The sequence below is a fragment of the Rahnella sp. BIGb0236 genome (genome assembly GCF_004364755.1).
GTDB classification, from domain to species: domain Bacteria; phylum Pseudomonadota; class Gammaproteobacteria; order Enterobacterales; family Enterobacteriaceae; genus Rahnella; species Rahnella victoriana.
Map to the genome: position 1 here is coordinate 299,762 of NZ_SOAO01000003.1, position 17,774 is coordinate 317,535.

General features: G+C 45.1%; 17 protein-coding genes. 12 read left to right on the forward strand and 5 right to left on the reverse strand.

Annotated elements, in window-relative coordinates; all coding sequences use genetic code 11:
- Window positions 1-10 precede the first annotated feature (10 nt).
- On the reverse strand, window positions 11-211 hold the full coding sequence (locus EDF78_RS08285; protein WP_119822612.1) for a DNA polymerase III subunit theta: 201 nt from the start codon (window positions 209-211) through the stop codon (window positions 11-13).
- A gap of 155 nt (window positions 212-366) precedes the next feature.
- Between EDF78_RS08285 and yghX the strand changes: the two genes are divergently transcribed.
- A complete protein-coding gene (gene yghX, locus EDF78_RS08290; RefSeq protein WP_133822889.1) occupies window positions 367-1,272 on the forward strand; it encodes a YghX family hydrolase in 906 nt (301 codons plus the stop codon).
- Between the two features lie 65 nt (window positions 1,273-1,337).
- Here the strand turns inward: yghX and yghU are convergent, their stop codons facing one another.
- Together yghU and EDF78_RS08300 are read right to left on the reverse strand one after the other, a co-directional pair.
- On the reverse strand, window positions 1,338-2,183 hold the full coding sequence (gene yghU / locus EDF78_RS08295; RefSeq protein ID WP_095922915.1) for a glutathione-dependent disulfide-bond oxidoreductase: 846 nt from the start codon (window positions 2,181-2,183) through the stop codon (window positions 1,338-1,340).
- 93 nt (window positions 2,184-2,276) lie between these two features.
- Window positions 2,277-3,338: a LacI family DNA-binding transcriptional regulator gene (locus EDF78_RS08300; protein WP_133822890.1), complete on the reverse strand. Its 1,062-nt coding sequence runs from the start codon at window positions 3,336-3,338 to the stop codon at window positions 2,277-2,279.
- 284 nt (window positions 3,339-3,622) lie between these two features.
- Here EDF78_RS08300 and EDF78_RS08305 point away from each other — a divergent pair, with 284 nt between their 5' ends.
- The 4 genes from EDF78_RS08305 to EDF78_RS08320 are packed head-to-tail and all read left to right on the forward strand — an operon-like array spanning window position 3,623 to window position 8,480.
- Window positions 3,623-4,798 (forward strand): Gfo/Idh/MocA family oxidoreductase, encoded by a 1,176-nt coding sequence (locus tag EDF78_RS08305; RefSeq protein WP_133822891.1) that lies wholly within the window; start codon window positions 3,623-3,625, stop codon window positions 4,796-4,798.
- A 2-nt stretch (window positions 4,799-4,800) separates the two neighbouring features.
- On the forward strand, window positions 4,801-5,868 hold the full coding sequence (locus EDF78_RS08310; RefSeq protein WP_133822892.1) for a Gfo/Idh/MocA family oxidoreductase: 1,068 nt from the start codon (window positions 4,801-4,803) through the stop codon (window positions 5,866-5,868).
- A gap of 13 nt (window positions 5,869-5,881) precedes the next feature.
- Window positions 5,882-6,904: a Gfo/Idh/MocA family oxidoreductase gene (locus EDF78_RS08315; RefSeq protein ID WP_133822893.1), complete on the forward strand. Its 1,023-nt coding sequence runs from the start codon at window positions 5,882-5,884 to the stop codon at window positions 6,902-6,904.
- A 37-nt stretch (window positions 6,905-6,941) separates the two neighbouring features.
- Window positions 6,942-8,480 carry an MFS transporter gene (locus EDF78_RS08320; RefSeq protein ID WP_133822894.1) on the forward strand — a complete coding sequence of 513 codons (1,539 nt, stop codon included), beginning with the start codon at window positions 6,942-6,944 and terminating at the stop codon, window positions 8,478-8,480.
- A 43-nt stretch (window positions 8,481-8,523) separates the two neighbouring features.
- Here EDF78_RS08320 and EDF78_RS08325 read toward each other — a convergent pair whose 3' ends face one another.
- Complete coding sequence (locus EDF78_RS08325; RefSeq protein ID WP_095922909.1) at window positions 8,524-9,051, reverse strand: GNAT family N-acetyltransferase; 528 nt, start codon at window positions 9,049-9,051, stop codon at window positions 8,524-8,526.
- Window positions 9,052-9,301: 250 nt separating this feature from the next.
- On the opposite strand from EDF78_RS08325, the gene EDF78_RS08330 reads away from it, so the two are divergent.
- A complete protein-coding gene (locus tag EDF78_RS08330; RefSeq protein WP_133822895.1) occupies window positions 9,302-9,634 on the forward strand; it encodes a hypothetical protein in 333 nt (110 codons plus the stop codon).
- A 64-nt stretch (window positions 9,635-9,698) separates the two neighbouring features.
- On the opposite strand, the gene EDF78_RS08335 is transcribed toward EDF78_RS08330, so the two are convergent.
- Window positions 9,699-10,553, reverse strand: a complete 855-nt coding sequence (locus EDF78_RS08335) for a DUF4225 domain-containing protein (protein WP_166654447.1) — start codon at window positions 10,551-10,553, stop codon at window positions 9,699-9,701.
- 261 nt (window positions 10,554-10,814) lie between these two features.
- On the opposite strand from EDF78_RS08335, the gene nlpA reads away from it, so the two are divergent.
- The 6 genes from nlpA to EDF78_RS08365 all read left to right on the forward strand — a co-directional run bounded on the left by nlpA (window position 10,815) and on the right by EDF78_RS08365 (window position 17,765).
- Window positions 10,815-11,633: a lipoprotein NlpA gene (gene nlpA, locus EDF78_RS08340; RefSeq protein ID WP_133822897.1), complete on the forward strand. Its 819-nt coding sequence runs from the start codon at window positions 10,815-10,817 to the stop codon at window positions 11,631-11,633.
- Window positions 11,634-11,873: 240 nt separating this feature from the next.
- Window positions 11,874-12,728: a DUF6387 family protein gene (locus EDF78_RS08345; protein ID WP_133822898.1), complete on the forward strand. Its 855-nt coding sequence runs from the start codon at window positions 11,874-11,876 to the stop codon at window positions 12,726-12,728.
- A 124-nt stretch (window positions 12,729-12,852) separates the two neighbouring features.
- Window positions 12,853-13,059 (forward strand): AlpA family transcriptional regulator, encoded by a 207-nt coding sequence (locus EDF78_RS08350; protein WP_032905947.1) that lies wholly within the window; start codon window positions 12,853-12,855, stop codon window positions 13,057-13,059.
- Between the two features lie 326 nt (window positions 13,060-13,385).
- Entirely contained in the window at window positions 13,386-14,588 is a 1,203-nt protein-coding gene (locus EDF78_RS08355; protein ID WP_133822899.1) for a tyrosine-type recombinase/integrase, read from the forward strand.
- Complete coding sequence (locus tag EDF78_RS08360) at window positions 14,581-15,891, forward strand: tyrosine-type recombinase/integrase (RefSeq protein ID WP_133822900.1); 1,311 nt, start codon at window positions 14,581-14,583, stop codon at window positions 15,889-15,891. The genes EDF78_RS08355 and EDF78_RS08360 overlap by 8 nt, the downstream gene beginning before the upstream one ends.
- Complete coding sequence (locus EDF78_RS08365; RefSeq protein ID WP_133822901.1) at window positions 15,891-17,765, forward strand: DNA-binding protein; 1,875 nt, start codon at window positions 15,891-15,893, stop codon at window positions 17,763-17,765. Before EDF78_RS08360 ends, EDF78_RS08365 begins: the two co-directional genes overlap by 1 nt.
- The last annotated feature ends 9 nt before the right edge of the window (window positions 17,766-17,774 follow it).

Below are 17,774 nucleotides of genomic sequence, written 5' to 3' on the forward strand. Positions count from 1 at the left end.
GGCAGCGGGATTATTTTTTAGCGGGCTGCTGGCGGTAGTGTTCCAGACGTTCGCGAAAATAAGCGCGCAGATGCTCCGGTTGCTCCATTTCCACTTCGTCCGCATTCACCGGCAGATGATTGCGCTCACGCACCGCCACCGTTCCGGCGGCCAGACCGGCGCTCACTTTATCCATTTCTTCTTTACTCAGACCTGCGAGAGTTTTGTTCATGATGTCTCCTCCTGACTGTCAGCAGTTTAGCATCCTCAGGGGGCAAAAAGGTTTTGGACTTTCCTGAGAAACGTGCCCGATTTCATCACCGGCTTACAAAATCACCAAAAACAGGCCATTATTTATCCTTCACTTGTACGGAACGGAGCCTGAAGATGACGCGAATGACAGCTAAAGATTTCCCTCCTGAACTCCTCGAATATTTTGATTTTTATGTACACGGCAAAATGACCAAGCGTGAGTTTCTCGATCTCTCGGCGAAATTTGTCGCGGGTGGACTTTCTCTCGCCGCGCTGACCACGCTGATGACGCCCAATTATGCCTATGCGGAGCAGGTTGAATTTACCGACCCGGACATCGTGGCGGAATACATCCAGTATCCGTCGCCGCAGGGGCACGGCAGCGTAAAAGGCTATCTGGTGCGCCCGGCAAAGGCCACCGGTAAAGTGCCGGGTGTGGTAGTGGTGCATGAAAATCGCGGGCTGAATCCCTATATCGAAGATGTCGCCCGGCGGGTGGCGAAAGCCGGATATGTTGCGCTGGCACCGGACGGTCTGAGTTCGGTCGGCGGTTATCCGGGCAATGACGAAAAAGGCCGTGAGCTGCAAAAACAGGTTGATCCCACCAAACTGATGAACGACTTTTTTGCGGCAGTGGAATTTCTGATGCACCACGAGACGGCGACCGGCAAAGTCGGCATCACCGGTTTCTGTTACGGCGGAGGTGTGGCGAATGCGGCGGCCGTGGCGTATCCGGAGCTGGCGGCGGCGGTGCCGTTCTACGGCCGTCAGCCGAAAGCGGAAGATGTGCCGAAAATTAAAGCACCGTTATTGCTGCATTACGCGGAGCTGGATAAGCCGATCACCGAGGGCTGGCCTGCGTATGAGGCGGCTCTGAAGGCCAATAATAAAGTCTATGAGGCGCATATTTATCCCGGTGTGAACCACGGTTTCCACAATGATTCGACGCCGCGTTATGACAAAGCGGCCGCCGATCTGGCGTGGGAAAGAACCCTTGCCTGGTTTAAAAAATATCTCGAACCGCAAACAGAAAGTGCCTGATTTTCAGGCAGATAAAAAAAGGGCGGGATCCTGCGATCCCGCCCTTTTTGCGTGTCAGGCGTAGGTTATGATTTCAGTACGCCATCGAAATCTGAAGCATCGTGGCGCTCTTCCAGCTGTTCGTCGCCCCAGGTGCGGTTAACGATGCGCCCGCGTCTGACCGCCGGACGGCTCGCCACTTCCGCTGCCCAGCGCTGGAAGTGCTTATAAGAATCGATATCGAGGAATTTAGCGGACTCATACAGGCCGCCCTGCGCCAGACTGCCGTACCAGGTGAAGATGGCAATATCGGCAATGGTGTATTCTTCTCCGGCGATAAATTTATGGTCTGCCAGTTGTCTGTCGAGCACGTCGAGCTGACGTTTGGCTTCCATCGTGAAACGGTTGATGGCGTATTCGATTTTCACCGGCGCGTAGTGATAGAAATGGCCGAAACCGCCGCCCAGATAGGGTGCGGAGCCTTGCAGCCAGAACAACCAGTTGAGGGTTTCTGTGCGTCCGGCGAGATCTTTCGGCAGGAATTTGCCGAATTTTTCCGCCAGATACAGCAGAATGTTGCCGGATTCAAACACGCGGATCGGCGGCGTGGTGGAATTGTCCAGCAGCGCCGGGATTTTCGAGTTCGGGTTAACATCGACAAAGCCGCTGGAGAACTGATCGCCTTCGTTGATGCGGATGATAAACGCATCGTATTCCGCCCCGCTGACGCCCAGCGCCAGCAACTCTTCCAGCAGGATCGTCACTTTCTGACCGTTTGGCGTGCCAAGTGAATAAAGCTGAAGCGGGTGTTTACCCACCGGCAGCGTTTTCTCGTGTGTCGGGCCCGCTACCGGGCGGTTGATGTTTGAGAATTTGCTGACTTCATCTTTATTCCAGGTCCAGACTTCAGGTGGCTGATACTGTTCTGACATGGCAATCTCCGCTTCTTTTTTGAGGTTAAGACTCAAAAGTCTAGCAGGAGATGAAACAGCGCGACGCTGAGAATGTGCCCCCGGGTGCGTGGCTTAACCGGCGGCGGAATACAGCCCTTTACGTTTCCATTTCACATCGGCCACCGACTGGCCGGTGTGGTTTTTGCCCTGTAACAGCAGGTTGAATTTCGCTCCCGTTGCCCGCATCAGGCGGCTTTGCAGGATATACACCGCCTCGATACCCAGTTCGCGGCAGGGCAGATGCACGGCGGTAAAACTTTCCGCTGCTGGTGTTTTCATATCGTGCGCGAAATCGATACTCATCACGGAAATATCTTCCGGGACTTTAAAGCCGTGTTTAGTCAGGGCATCTACGGTGGCCTGCGCGATCTGATCGCCTCCGCATACGATGGCTGACGGCATGTTTGCCCGCTGATGTTCCCGGAGATACTTCTCAATCGTTTCCCGCGCCTGTTCCCCTCCGTTGCCATGATTGACCAGTAAATGCAGGGCTTCGTCGAACGCCACATGGTGCTCGAGACAGGCACGTTTAAAGCCGTCGAGACGCTGCATCATGGTTTCACGCCGCAGGTCAGTGAACAATAAAACCGGACGATGGCCTCTGACAAACAGATAGTTGGCGGCGCTGTAACCAATGGAATAGTGATCGGCGGAAACACAGTCGAGGCGCATTTCGCTGTCTTTGGCATTGATCATCACCACCGGCTTGTTGGATTCCGCCGCCAGCCGGTACAGCATGACGTCATCAATGCCGATGATGATAATCCCGTCGACATCCCCCTGACTGAGCGCCTGCATAAACACGGCGATGTCCGGATCATTCACGGTCAGCGCACACCTGCGCACGTGGATATCAAAGCGTGCCACTTCTGTCGTGATTTCCTGGATCACTTCATAATAATAACGATCTTCATGTGGGGAGAAGGCGGCGGGAGGCGCACAGATCAGCAAGCAATTCATTAACAAACGGCTGGCCGGAATGTCGCGCAAAATACCCATTGAACGCGCATGGGTAAATACTTTCTCTTTTGCCTGCGGACTGACATTGGCTTTCCCTGCCAGCACCCGGGAAACGGTACTCGGAGAAAGCCCGGTTAACTCGGCAATTTGCCTGATTTTTAATTTTCCCGTCATTTTGTGATCAACGCCTCATATGCAGATGGACTTATTACCACGCTTAACTGCTTGTAATTGATGGGCTATTCAGAATGATAGCAAATCCCGCAAACGGCACTGCAATTCCTGTCACAAATAGCGGTTGTTGGAAAAAAAATCCATTACTACTCTCCGGAATATAAATCTCATAAACAAAAAATAAGGTATTTATCCGAGCTGAATATTTAAAGAATTCAATACGGTGACGTCCTTTGTGCGGCGTAAATCTGCCCGCTGTCCGGTTCAATATTAGGAGTAAGATAATGCTGAAAATAGCAATTATTGGTACAGGTAATATTTCCCATAACCATATTCAGGGATATTTAGAGTTTGCTGATCGTTGCCAGATTGTTGCGCTGGTAGATATTTATCCGGAGAAAGCCGAAGAGAAAAAACGCCATTACGGCCTGACGAATGCGAAGGTCTACGCCCGCCATGAGGATATCCTCAATCAGGCGGACATCGACGTTTTTGACGTCTGTACGCCGCCGTATGTCCATGCGGAAATTTCCATTAATGCGCTCAACGCGGGCAAACATGTGTTGTGCGAAAAGCCGATGGCGGCGTCTTTGCAGGAATGTGACGCGATGATCCGCGCGGCAAACGAGAGCGGCAAAACGTTGTCTATCATTGCGCAGAACCGTTTTACCGATGCGTTCTGGCGGCTGAAAAAAGTGATCGATTCCGGCGAGGCGGGCAAGGTGTGCCACGCGCAGGTGGATTCTTTCTGGTGGCGCGGGCATTCCTATTACGATTTATGGTGGCGCGGCACCTGGGAAAAAGAAGCCGGTGGCTGCACCCTCAACCATGCCGTTCACCATATCGACGCTATTCAGTGGATGCTCGGCTTCCCTTCCGAAGTGGTTTCCATGATCACCAATGCCGCACACGATAATGCGGAAGTGGAAGATCTGTCGGCGGCCATTTTCAAATATGACACCGGCGCGCTGACCCAGCTGACCGCCTCCGTGGTGCATCACGGCGAAGATCAGAAGATTGTGATTCAGGGTGAGAAAGCGCGAATTTCAGCCCCGTGGGACAAATACGCCAGCATTTCCGCGCCTAACGGTTTCCCGATCGATGCGCGCGATACGGATCACGAGAATCAGCTGGAAGACATTTACCAGTCGATCCCCAAACTGACCTATACCCTGCATACCGGTCAGATCGACAATTTCCTGACGGCGCTGGAAACCGGCACCGCACCGCTGATTGACGGCATTCAGGGCAAGCGTTCACTGGAGCTGATCGCCGCGATTTATAAATCCGCCATTACCCGCAGCATCGTTTCTCTGCCGCTGACCCCTGCCGATCCGTTCTATCAGACCGGCGGACTGGTTTCGCTGGCACCGCATTTTTATGAAAAATCCGCCTCTGTAGAAAACTTCGCCAATGAAGACGCGATCCCGCTGGGTAAAAACATGGATAAAGGAGCCTGAACATGAGCAATAAAGACGGAATGAACTATGCGCCGGTGGGCAAACCGCAGCCGGTTGTGAAACCGGGAGAGTTCGTGATTGCCGCAGCGGCACTGGATCACGGGCATATCTACGGCATGTGTAACGGATTGATTGAGGCGGGGGCCAGCCTAAAGTGGGTCTACGACCCTGATCCGGCCAAAGTGGAGAAATTTGTCGCGCAGTATCCGCAGGTGAAGGTCGCGGATTCGTTGCAGACGCTGCTTGATGACAAGGAAGTGCAACTGGTCGCCGGTGCGGGCATTCCCGCTGAACGCTGCGCGCTGGGGCTGAAAGTCATGGCGGCCGGCAAAGATTATTTCACCGACAAAGCGCCGCTGACCACGCTGGAACAACTGGCGCAGGCGAAGGCGAAAGTGGCGGAAACCGGACGCAAATATGCCGTGTATTACAGCGAACGCCTGCATGTCGAAAGCGCGGTATTTGCCGGACAACTGGTGCAGCAAGGGGCCATCGGCCGGGTGATCCAAACCCTCGGTACCGGTCCGCACCGCGAGGGAGAAGGGCGTCCTGACTGGTTCTACGAGAGAGAACGTTTTGGCGGCATTCTGTGTGATATCGGCAGCCACCAGATTGAACAGTTCCTGTTTTACACCGGCAACCACAACGCCCGCGTGGTGGCCGCACAGGCGCTGAATTTCAATCATACGCAATATCCGCACTTTGAAGATTTTGGCGACACCATGCTGGAAGGCGAAAACGGCGCACGTGGTTATTTCCGTTGCGACTGGTTCACGCCGGAAGGGCTGAGCACCTGGGGCGATGGCCGTCTGACGCTGCTCGGCACTGAGGGGTATATCGAGATCCGCAAATATGTCGATCTCACGCTCGGCGAGCAGGACGTGGTGTATCTGGTCAATCAGCAGGGCGAATTCCGCTATCCGGTTTCCGGCAATGTCGGCTTCCCGTTCTTTGGTCAGATGATCCTGGATTGCCTGAACCGTACCGAACACGCCATGACGCAGGAGCATGCGTTTAAAGCTGCCGAGCTGTGCGTCCGTGCGCAAATGCTGGCAAACGAAACGCACTGAGAAGGGGCGGATCATGAAAACTCTCCAGACTGCTGTGATTGGCTGTGGCGCTATCCATACCTGCCATGTGGCGGCGATCCGGCATGAGCCGGACTGCCAGTTACGGGCGATTGCCGAGTGCGATATTGGCAAAGGCCGGGCGCTGGCGCAGGAATATGGCTGTGATTTTTATACGGATTATCACGAAATGTTGTGCGATCCGCAGATTGACGTGGTGCATATCTGCCTGCCGCATCATCTGCATAAGGAGGCTATTCTTGCCGCGCTGGCGGCGGGAAAGCATGTTTTCACTGAGAAACCAGTGGCGCTGAATATCGGTGAAGTCAGCGCCATTAAACTCGCACAGACCCAGGCGGCGGGGCTGGTTGGCGTCTGTTATCAGAACCGCCTGAACCCTTCGAGCCGTAAAATTAAAACGCTGCTGGAAAGCGGCCAACTGGGCAACATGCTGAGTATCAAAGCGGTGCTGACCTGGTCGCGCAGCGGTGCTTATTACACCGAAAGCCTGTGGCGCGGGCGTTTTGCCACCGAGGGCGGCAGCCTGCTGATCAATCAGGCCATCCACACGCTGGATTTAATGCAGTGGTTTGCCGGTGGCGTTCAGGCGCTGAAAGGCGTGGTGGAAAGAACCTTTCTCAGCGATGTGACTGAAAACGAAGACACCGCGATGGCCAGTCTGAAAATGGGCAACGGCGCACGCGGCATGTTTTATGCCACCAACTGCCACAGCACCGATTCGCCGTTGCTGCTGGAAATTCATTGTGAAAAAGGACTGCTGCAGTTGCACCACAATGCGCTGTGGCTGATTGAAGGAGAAAATAAAACACTGCTGGTCAGTGATGACAGCCCGTCAGGGGCAGCAAAAAGCTACTGGGGCGACAGTCACCGTCAGGCAGTCTCGAATTTTTATTATTCCGTTCGTCATCCTGAAGAAAAAAATTATACCTCTGTTTCACAAGCCGAAGTGTCTCTGAATATTATCGGGGCAATTTACCGCTCCTCACAATCAGGGAAATGGATCACGCTGGCTGATTGAATAATTTTAAATAACCTTACCTCACAGGATAATAATAATGAAACCTACTGAACGCAGAGTAGGTTACGGCACAGCAATAGGCTATGGCGTAACCGACTTATTTGGTGGCGGTGCATTCGCTGTTATCGGTACCTGGCTTTTATTCTTCTATACCACGTATTGCGGATTGTCCGTTCTGGAAGCGGGATCTATTTTTGCCATCGCCCGTGTGATCGACGCCATATTAAGTCCGATCATGGGCTATATCACCGACCATTTCGGCAATACCTGGCTCGGTAAACGGTTTGGCCGCCGTCGCTTTTTCCTGCTGATCAGTTCGCCGCTGATGTTCCTGTATGCACTGGTCTGGGTTAAGGACATGGGCTACTGGTATTATCTTGGCACTTATCTGTCGATTGAGTTACTTTCAGCGATGGTTCTGGTGCCGTGGGAAACGCTGGCCGCAGAGATGACCAACCGTTTTGGCGAACGTACTCGTCTGGCGGGTGTGCGGATGATTTGCTCGCAGCTCGGCGGTTTTCTGGCGGTGTCGGTGCCGGGCGTGATCATGATGTATACCGGTAAAGATAATCCGATGACTTACACCTATACCGGTATGTTTTTCGCCACGGTATTTTGCCTGGCGGTCTTCACCACCTGGATGTGTACCTGGGAAGCCAAAGATGTACGGGATCCCAATGAACCGGAACCGGAAATGGAAACCGGCGGCAGCCTGTGGCACCACCTGAAAAGTCTGGTGCTGGATTTTATCTCGTCCTTTAATATCCGCATGTTCCGCCAGCATATTATTATTTATATCGCTTCTTTCACCGCGATGGACGTATTTGGTGCCGTCTTTACCTATTATGTGGTTTATGGCCTGCATCAGGATGTCGGGGCTGTTTCGGGATATTTAAGCGTTGCCGCGTTTGTTTCAGTACCTTCCACCATTGTCTATATGATGGTCATGGAACGGTTGAATCTTTCGCCCTCTGCGGCGCTGCGTATCGCCTACGGCTGTATATTCTTCGTTCTGGCTGCGCTGTTTTATATTTACATCACCAAAATCACGGTGCCGTTAATTCTCTTCACTTCCATCTTCGTTATTTTGGGGTTCGGACGTTCAGGGCTTTATTATATTCCCTGGAATATTTACAGCTTTATTCCGGATGTCGACGAGATCGTGACCAAAAAACGTCGCGAGGGGATCTTTGCCGGTGTGATGGTGTTTACCCGTAAAAGTACTGTCGCTATTGCCATTATGATCATCGGGCTGGTACTGGAAGAGAGTGGATTTGTGAAAGGGCAGGGCGCGCAACCGCTCAGCGCACTGCATGCGATTATCGGGCTGATGATCTTCGCCACCGGCGCCTTGCTGGCGATCAGTTTCTACATGACCTTCAAATTCAAACTGACGCGGGAAACACATAAAATTCTGATCAGGGAAACCGCACGCCTCAAACTGGGCGGCGCGCAGGAAGATTGTGACGAGGTATCACGCAAGGTCATTAAAGACCTGACCGGTTACGAGTACGACGAAGTGTGGGGCGGAAGAGCGACACGCAAAACCGCGAGGGAAAAATTAGCGATTGAGTAAGCGGTAAGAAAACGGGCAGAGAGACTGCCCGTTTTCTTTTACGTCAGCCTTCCTGCGCTGGCAACGTCTGATTCCCTTCTCCCAGCGCACGCTGCATAAAGACGGTATCCAGCCAGCGGCCATGCTTAAATCCGACGCAATGCAGGGTGCCTTTTATCTGAAAACCGGCCGCGAGATGTAAGTTAATCGAGGCTTTATTTTCACTGTCACCGACATTACCGATCATCTGCCGGAATCCATGGGTTTCAGCCCAGTCGATTGCCCGGCGCAGCAACGCCTTACCCGCGCCGCGTTTCTGAAAAGCGGGGTCAATGTAGATCGAATCTTCCAGCGTGTGACGATAGGCGTAACGTTCGCGATAACGCCCGAGGTAGCAATAACCTTTCACTTCTCCCTCATGCAACACCACCAGCCACAGCAGCCCCGCTTCATTAATCTTCTTCAGACGGCTTGCCATCTCGCGTACGTCAGGGGGTTGTGTCTCGAACGACGCAGTGCCGTGCAGCACATGCCAGGCATAAATTTTCTGCATTGCGGGGATATGCTGTTCTTCGGCTTCAATAATTTCCATTCCGGCAGGCTCTCATTGGTTATTTCTGATAAGCCTACTCTTTCCGAAAAGAGGCGGGGAGGGCAAATTGTTTATGACTGATATAAGGAAAAGATCTGGATATAGTACGGAATTTGAACAGCGAAGGTCGTCTTTGTCGCAAACAATTTTGAGACAAACGTAGCAGATTTATTGAGTTAAGCATTTTCTCAAAATTGATTATGTTATGCTTGTACTCTTTCTGTGGTTGTTATTTTTAAGGATGAAAATAATGAAAAACAAAGCGTTGTTGGTATCAATGAAAACATCCGGGTTTCGCAATAGTGAAATCGAGTGGGTAAGCAACCGGGCGAAGAAGTTAAGCATAACACCCTCAGCACTCCTGTCGGAGTTATCAGCAGTTTTTCCTAAATTGATACTGTCTCATAGTCTGGTTGTGATTATTTTTGTGCTCACAATCGTGTTGAATTATCAGGATATAGAAGAGCCAGAATTGATCTCTCTGATATTCACCTATGCTGTCGCTTGTATAATCATTACAATGTTTGGCCCTTTAATTATATCTTTTAAATCGTTTAGAATGTTAAGAAAAGAAAAACTTTGAAATCATAAAATTCGTGGCCTGTAATTGTTATTAGTAGGGGTTTTTAATGGTCAAATCATTTATTTCATTCCGTTGGGAATGGGAAAGGTATAATTGTAGTGACAGGTTGCAGCGAATCACTCATCGATTTGATTGTTAATCCGTCTATCCCTATTTCTATTTTCAATGCTCTGTTTGTCATGTTTCTGAATCCAAATACGGTATCATCATACATATAATAATACAGCCTGTTTTTTTCCGGTTTAAGAACGGATCGTGAGAGGGTATATGTCGATAATAGTAAGTCAACGCCGCCATAGATGATATCCCCTTGCGCGCTTGTTAGGCCAACATGTTGCGCTGCGCTTTCATAACCTTTCCTTAAATATCCTTTATAGGTTGTATTTCCAGTAATAATGGCGGTAAAGTTTTCCTGAATCGCTCCAAGTCCATGGATGACTAATGTAATGCCCGCAATATTACCAATGACCGCACCTGGCCCGGTAACATAACCGCCTCCAATTAATCCAATACCAGTGTGTATCTGAAGAGCGCCTGAAACAATGCCGATACCTTTTACGAAATAATAAAGTGGTGTTTCCAGAGCACTGTCAATGATATCAAGTGACAGTAAAATCATGAGGCTGACTTGTTTATATTTTAACTTAAAAACCTGATCGGAAAGATATCTTCTTTCCTGTTTTAAAACTCGGATAGCTTGAAGTTTTTTGTCAGGTGTTGATTCATCGTTGATTATTTCTTTCTGGTGCTCAATGAAAAGGGAGAGGTTATTGATGAAATCTTGTTTAACTTTGACATTTTTTAAGTAATTCGATGCGATTATCGTTTCTTGTAATAATGCTCTGATTTCAAGATTACCCATTATTTGATAGTAATCATTTGCCCGAGTATTATCTCTATGTAGTATATATTCATCCATTTTATACTTCCACATCCTATGAGGTTGATATTAAAATACAGTTTATCCCCATCTTTTTGCAAATGAATGAAACATCTTTGAGTCACAAATTTCATAAATAAAGCAAAGGAAGTGCGCGCCACATGAGTTATGAGGAAATCGATGCTAATGTCTATATAATTTTATCTTATAAGCGATGCTTTATTGGTTTTTTAAACCGCGCCAAACCTCCTGCTATAGTCAGTTCATTACTCTTTAGCGGTTATTTTTTAAGGAAAAAAAGTGAAACTGACGATAGCTCATTTACGGACCGGCGCGGTGGTATTACTGGCAGGATTGCTGCTGGCGGGATGTGATCAAAAAAGCGGTGATGCCAGGCATATCAAAGTCGGGGTGATTAACGGCGCTGAGCAGGATGTGGCAGAAGTCGCGAAACAGGTCGCCAAAGACAAATACGGGCTGGACGTTGAGCTGGTTGGTTTCAGCGGCGCGTTATTGCCCAATGATGCCACCGAACATGGCGAACTCGATGCCAACGTTTTCCAGCACCGTCCGTTCCTTGAGCAGGATAACAAAGCTCATGGCTACCATCTGGTGACCGTCGGCAATACCTTTGTCTTCCCGATGGCGGGCTACTCAAAAAAAATCAAAACCGTGGATCAACTGAAAGACGGCGCAACCGTGGCGATCCCAAATGATCCGACTAACCTAGGCCGTGCGCTTCTGCTGCTGCAAAAAGAGAACCTGATCACGCTGAAAGAAGGCAAGGGCCTGCTGCCAACGGCACTGGATATCACCGAAAACCCGCATCATCTGAATATTATGGAACTGGAAGGCGCGCAACTCCCCCGCGTACTGGACGACCCGAAAGTCGATGTGGCGATCATCAGCACCACCTACATCCAGCAAACCGGTTTATCGCCGGTGCATGACAGCGTATTCATCGAAGATAAAAACTCGCCGTACGTGAACATTATGGTTTCACGTCCCGATAATAAAGACGCGGAAAATGTGCAGGAGTTTCTGAAATCCTATCAGTCGCCGGAAGTGGCAAAAGCGGCGGAGAAGATCTTTAACGGCGGGGCGGTTCCGGGCTGGTGATTGGGTTTGTGGGGGATATTATGAGCGCTAAAATGGTGTCCCCTACAGGAATCGAATGTATAAATATTTTCATGATTTAAAAGAGAATTTTTATAGGTAGTCATAATTGTTCCAACATTAATACCAACAAAGATTTTTTATGTCGCTGTCATCAGTTAAGTCTTTGAAACTTGCATAAATCGAGTAAGTCTGGGAAGTTCAACACTAACAGATTATGGTCTATTGCTGGAGTGTGTTTCGATGAAAAATTGGTCCCCAGAGCATACAAAAGAAATCAAAGCTTGGCTCGACATAGATAACTACCGTAAGTTCGAAGAAATCACCCTAAACGGCCTGTATCATGAACTTTGGGCTAGATCGCATTTGTTTAAGCCATGGCCCACGGAGGAAGAGAAAAAAGGGTTGTGGAACTACATGACGAAAATTTTCAGTGGCAACCCCCATCTTTTCAATGACACACAACTCGACTACCCAACGACCCACGATAGCCTTTACAACCCTCCCCACATTTTTATAACTGATATCAGCAGGCTTGCTCAACTGAGCGTATCTGCTCTCAATGTGAATCTTTTCACTTGGGAAAGAGGAAACGATATATACAGTGTTAACGCTCCCCATCACGAAGCTTATGTATCAGCGCTAATGTCCCCTTTATGTGAGAAAACTGTTCTGCTCGAAATCGATCTCGGTAGTGGAACAGACGATGAAATTACAGAGTCCATAAAAGCAGCACTGCCTCAATGGAGACGGATTAAAGGGGTTGAGGTTGATGAGGCTGGTGCGGTTCGTTTTGGCTATGGAACTATCAAAAAAATCATAAACTACCGTTTGCCAGCGATGTTGGACATATTGCTATGGGCGAAAAGGAAAGATGTTCGAGTGTCAGATGATCGCCTTTCTCGTCTTCTATACACGGACGAAGACGATGAGGCTTCAATCCGTCTTCACTATCACATCAAAGATGCAGATCGACCACTTGCTATGAAAGCTGCAACAATGGACTTCGCCAAGCAGTTCAATTTTTTCATGAATCGAAATCCACACCTAAAAAACATGAGAGTTTCAGATGTGATGAAACTCTCTGATTCCAACTAATCGTAACTCCACGACACCTAGATCTACAGGGCTACTCATTGCCCTGTGGTTCGGAAGCTCGCTCCTTTTTTATTCCGACAGTTCGTATAGTCATTTCATTGAAACGAACAAGAGGAAATATGAAATGAACAACAAAAGCACTCGTCTAATACGTCTTCCTGAAGTCCTCTTGAGAACTGGTTACGGAAAAGCCTGGATCTATCGGCTCATCAGCGAAGGGCGTTTCCCAACTCAAATTAAAATCGGCTCACGGTCTATAGCTTTTATTGAAAGTGAAATTGATGATTGGATTCAAGCAACAATAGATGAAACAAGAAAAAACGCTGCTTAAAACTAATTCTATTAAAGGATAGAGAAAATGGAAATATTCACAGAAAATGTAAAGTTTGAATGATAAATACAGGGTTAAACTTTACAAAATACTTTACGAAAACATTGAGTGTCTTATTCTACTTAGGTTTGACACTCGTTTCTAAGTATTAGGTGTACATAATCTTTACTAGATCTACCAGATGATAAATTGTAATTTTTTAAATCGTTATATATTGATTTACATATAATTTTAAGAATATTCTCTTTAATTTTTTTTGTAAATTTAAAAACCGTCTATTACTAATATATTAGAACTATACTTTTTGTAAACTTTAGGAGGAATATATGTGTAGTATTTGCGTGGATTCATTTATGTTTGAAAATGGTGAAAGATATTGTCATGTTGTTGATAAAGAAACAGGGGAACCACTTTTTTATCCTAATCTGTATATAACAACACAAGTCAGGAATCGTTCTGAGTCAATATCAACAATGAAAGTGATAGCAGGCAACATTTCATTGCTATATCGCTTTTTTGACAATAAGAACATTGAGATTGACGAAAGAATTCAGAAGATGATATTTCTGACTCCTAATGAAATCGATGACTTGATAGAGTATACATCGATCAATTTCAAGAAAGAAAAACCTAACAGTTTTAAAGATATTGCTGTTAAAATCCCAACTAGATATTTCAGGGTGACAACAATTGCTAACTATCTAGAATGGTTATGCAAAATTCATCTTTCTCTTTCAAGCCAGAAAGATAAGATTAAAGAGATACAGATTTTCATTAAAAACATAAAAAGAAAACAGCCAAGGAACAACAGTAAATATAATATGAATATTGAAAAAAGTTTAGATGAAAATCAACTTGATTCCTTATTTAACATGCTTGCACCCGGTAGTAATTCAAACCCATTTTCAATAAATGTACAAAAAAGGAATAATCTGATATTTCTGTTGCTTCACTCATTTGGCATTAGAGTTGGTGAGCTTTTGAATTTAAGGATTAGCGATATAAATTTTTCAGAATCAACAATCTCTATAAGAAGAAGACCTAATGATAGATCAGATCCACGAGTATACCAGCCATTGGTTAAAACTTGTGAGAGAAAGCTGAGTGTTGATACAACACTAATGCTGGAAATTTCAGACTATATTTTAAATGATAGACGTAAAATTAAAAACGCGAAAAAGAACGATTTTCTTTTTGTTACTTACAAGGAAGGCCGAACCCAGGGACAACCTCTATCATTTTCCTCCTATCATAAAATAGTCAGCGTTGTTCGACAATCATCTTCACTTTTAGATGGATTGACAGGTCATAAACTTAGACATACTTGGAACTATGAGTTTTCGAAAGCAATAGATGAAATAGGGGGCATCTCAGATGAAAAGGAACAGCAAATCCGTTCTTACCTAATGGGATGGAGACCGGGTTCAGACACTTCATTAATCTATAATCGCAGGCATATTGTCGAAATTTCGAAAAAGACATCAATTGATCTTCAAAAGACACTATTTAAAGGAATGTGTAATGAATAATATTATGCAAAACAATAAAAATATAGAATCTAATGAAGGTAAAACCATTATCGTCCAGAGGGTATTAGGTTTAGATGAGAACAGTAAAATAAGTATTAGCAATTTAATCGAGATTATGAATGTAAACTTGCTTAATGGATTCATAAATACATTGCAGCAATATGCTTGTAGTAATAGTCGTTCTTACATAAAAACCATAATTAATCATATGGTGCATTTCATTAAGAACATACAGCCAGAAAGCATTAATGATAAGGCAGTGATGCAATATAAAGATATCCACCCTACAAATTTACGGGTTTTAAGACCATTTATTATTAAATGGTTCGAGTTTGGATATCCTGGAGTTGATGAAAATGCAGTTGAGTTATTGAAACACTTCGATCTTAAAATAAAGAAATTTGGGCAGGCAGTTTTGCAAGACGACCCGAATGAAGGACCACTAACTAAACATGAGCTTGATTCATTGATCAAAGCTATAACTAATGCGTATGGCAAAGGGGAATTATCATTATCAGATTATGCAATATCGTTATTAATTAGCATGACAGGAAGAAGGCCACAGCAGTTAGTTCTGTTAAAATATAAAGATATTAGAAAAAAGAATATAAGTGGCGATTTAACTGAATTCTTAATTAGTATGCCAAGAGTTAAACAACGAGATGTACAACAACAATATCGGGATATTGCTATAATCCCGCACCTGGCTTCGATTATAGTTAAGCAAGCCAATGATTCAGTTGATCTTGTTGAGAAAGTTCTTGGCATGTCTCTTGATGATAAGGTTAAAGGAGAAATTCCTATATTTCTAAACAAGCAAAGCCTGTGCAAGTTAGAGAAAACAAAAAATATATTTGAGCTAACAAATAATGATGTATTAAATGCAAAGCCTTCAATAGCCCATGCTGCATTAACTAGAATAGTTAAATTTGAAAATTTAATTTCAAGCCGGACAGGTTTGTTACTAAAAATTAATCCAAGAAGACTTCGTCATACGATAGCGACACTGCTGGCTCAGGATGGTCATGATGCCAGCGTCATTGCCGAATTGCTTGACCACTCTTCGACTTCAAGTGTTGGGATTTATATTAAGAACTTAGCCGATAGTGCAGAAAGGATAGATAATGCTGTTACAAAGCAACTTTCATTTTTAGCAGATATTTTTATGTATGGGATGAAATCGAAAAAAGACCTGGCTTTTAAGTTTTTCTCGAAAAAAATATGTCAAGCGCAAAATTCAGATTACCCTTGTGATCAATGTGCTTTTTTTATCCCATTTGAAGATATTAAGGATAACAGTTAATGAATAATATCGTTTTGTTTAAATCTAAATATTCAATAAATGTGGAGGATAATTATAATAACTTCATAAAATTTTGCCATTATAAATTGATTGGATTTACTCAAATTAAAGATTGGGATAACTGTGTGTGGAAAGGAGTTACGACATTTCGGAAGATCGGCGTGGGATGTAAAAAATTCAGTTCTGCAGATGCAATGCATGACGAGTTTGCTAATTTTGCTAAAGCATACATTAAGTATCAACACTCACTAAAACCGCTAAAGAGCTATGGATCTGTGATGATGGCATTGAGGTGTCTTGAACAAGCACTTTTGCAGATTTGTAGTAATGGTTTCATTTATAATGTTACAACCATAATTTTTGATGAAGCAATGCAAATCGGAAGAAAACATTTCAAGGGTAATGTTTTGGCACAATGTGGAACACAGCTTGAAAGATTATCCAATTTCCTTTACGAACATAATCTTGTAAAAGCTGGTTATATAGCTTGGAAAAATTCGGTAAAACAGAAAGTTAAAAATAATTATATTCCAGTCATAGATGACTATCAAAGAAAAGATAAATTGCCCAATGAGTCTGCGTTATTAGCTATTGCAGATATCTTTTCAAAAGATGATGATGTAATGAGCCAAAGAGATATGTTTACAAGTTCAGTATTTGCGCTTCTCCTCTGTTGTCCAAGCCGAATTTCTGAGATTTTAGCTTTACCTGCTGATTGTGAAATTATCCAGCAAGATAGCAAGGGAATTGAAAGATATGCTTTGAGATTTTATTCAGTTAAGGGATATGGGCCTAATATAAAGTGGATTCCACAAGTTATGGTGCCAGTTGCAAAGAAAGCTGTCAGAAGGCTACGTCATCTCTCTCGAAATGCAAGGTCACTGGCTATATGGTGCGAAGATCACCCTGACGAGTTTTATCGACATGAACTGTGTCCATTGGTCGATGAAAAAGAGAAATTAACAGTTGAGCAGGTCTGCCATGCATTGGGATATCCTTTGCATGACAAAAAAGCATGTATATTGAAAGTTAAAAGGACGAGTCTTGATGGCAATAAGACCTTCCTTAATGCAAGTGATTACGCATACACATTGACTGAACTATGGAAAATGATTCGTTCAGGATTTAGCCAAAATTTCCCATGGTTTGATAAAGAAAAATCTATAAAATATAGTAATGCATTATGTTTACTTAATGATAATCAGCTTGTTTTGTCACGAATGACGAATATCTATTCTCTGTATAAACCTACTAAAGGATTCTTTTCCGTTGATATGCAATGGAAAGAAAGTCATGAGTATGGTTATAAAAATATCTTTGCTCGATATGGTTTCTTTGATGAGGAAGGAAAGCCACTACTCATTCGTTCACACCAGCCAAGACATCTTTTAAACACAATTGCTCATTACGGTGAAATGTCGGAATTAGATATCTCAAAATGGTCTGGTAGAGTCAATGTAAATCAGAACCGTGTTTATAACCATGTTTCAGAAGAAGAGATGGTGGAAAAAGTTGGAACTATTGATTTCCATGTAAATTCTTATTGCCATAAGGAGCCGAACTCATCTGCAGGATTAGCTGTGAACTTAAATGATCTTCAGCATGGAGCAATACACTTAACAGAACGCGGTTATTGTATTCATGATTATGCAATTCTACCTTGTGAAAAAATAAATCAATATATTGAGTCATGCAATCACTTAAAAGAACTAAAACCAACTGATAAGAATAGGCTTCTAATCATCAGAGATAGAATAATAGAGTTCAAGAGACTAACTCAAGTAGCATTTGAAAATGGTGACTATGGTGCTGAAAAATGGATCAAGCATCATGAGTTGAATTTAAATAGAATAAACAATCTGTTAGGTAACTAAAATAGGAAA

Excerpts from the sequence above, each read along its gene's own strand:
- EDF78_RS08360 (WP_133822900.1), top strand. The coding sequence starts at position 14,581 with ATGAATAATATTATGCAAAACAATAAAAATATAGAATCTAATGAAGGT.
- EDF78_RS08335 (WP_166654447.1), bottom strand. The coding sequence starts at position 10,553 with ATGGATGAATATATACTACATAGAGATAATACTCGGGCAAATGATTAC.
- EDF78_RS08350 (WP_032905947.1), top strand. The coding sequence starts at position 12,853 with ATGAACAACAAAAGCACTCGTCTAATACGTCTTCCTGAAGTCCTCTTG.
- EDF78_RS08305 (WP_133822891.1), top strand. The coding sequence starts at position 3,623 with ATGCTGAAAATAGCAATTATTGGTACAGGTAATATTTCCCATAACCAT.
- EDF78_RS08300 (WP_133822890.1), bottom strand. The coding sequence starts at position 3,338 with ATGACGGGAAAATTAAAAATCAGGCAAATTGCCGAGTTAACCGGGCTT.
- EDF78_RS08315 (WP_133822893.1), top strand. The coding sequence starts at position 5,882 with ATGAAAACTCTCCAGACTGCTGTGATTGGCTGTGGCGCTATCCATACC.
- EDF78_RS08365 (WP_133822901.1), top strand. The coding sequence starts at position 15,891 with ATGAATAATATCGTTTTGTTTAAATCTAAATATTCAATAAATGTGGAG.
- EDF78_RS08320 (WP_133822894.1), top strand. The coding sequence starts at position 6,942 with ATGAAACCTACTGAACGCAGAGTAGGTTACGGCACAGCAATAGGCTAT.
- EDF78_RS08330 (WP_133822895.1), top strand. The coding sequence starts at position 9,302 with ATGAAAAACAAAGCGTTGTTGGTATCAATGAAAACATCCGGGTTTCGC.
- EDF78_RS08285 (WP_119822612.1), bottom strand. The coding sequence starts at position 211 with ATGAACAAAACTCTCGCAGGTCTGAGTAAAGAAGAAATGGATAAAGTG.
- EDF78_RS08345 (WP_133822898.1), top strand. The coding sequence starts at position 11,874 with ATGAAAAATTGGTCCCCAGAGCATACAAAAGAAATCAAAGCTTGGCTC.
- EDF78_RS08325 (WP_095922909.1), bottom strand. The coding sequence starts at position 9,051 with ATGGAAATTATTGAAGCCGAAGAACAGCATATCCCCGCAATGCAGAAA.
- yghX (WP_133822889.1), top strand. The coding sequence starts at position 367 with ATGACGCGAATGACAGCTAAAGATTTCCCTCCTGAACTCCTCGAATAT.
- yghU (WP_095922915.1), bottom strand. The coding sequence starts at position 2,183 with ATGTCAGAACAGTATCAGCCACCTGAAGTCTGGACCTGGAATAAAGAT.
- EDF78_RS08355 (WP_133822899.1), top strand. The coding sequence starts at position 13,386 with ATGTGTAGTATTTGCGTGGATTCATTTATGTTTGAAAATGGTGAAAGA.
- EDF78_RS08310 (WP_133822892.1), top strand. The coding sequence starts at position 4,801 with ATGAGCAATAAAGACGGAATGAACTATGCGCCGGTGGGCAAACCGCAG.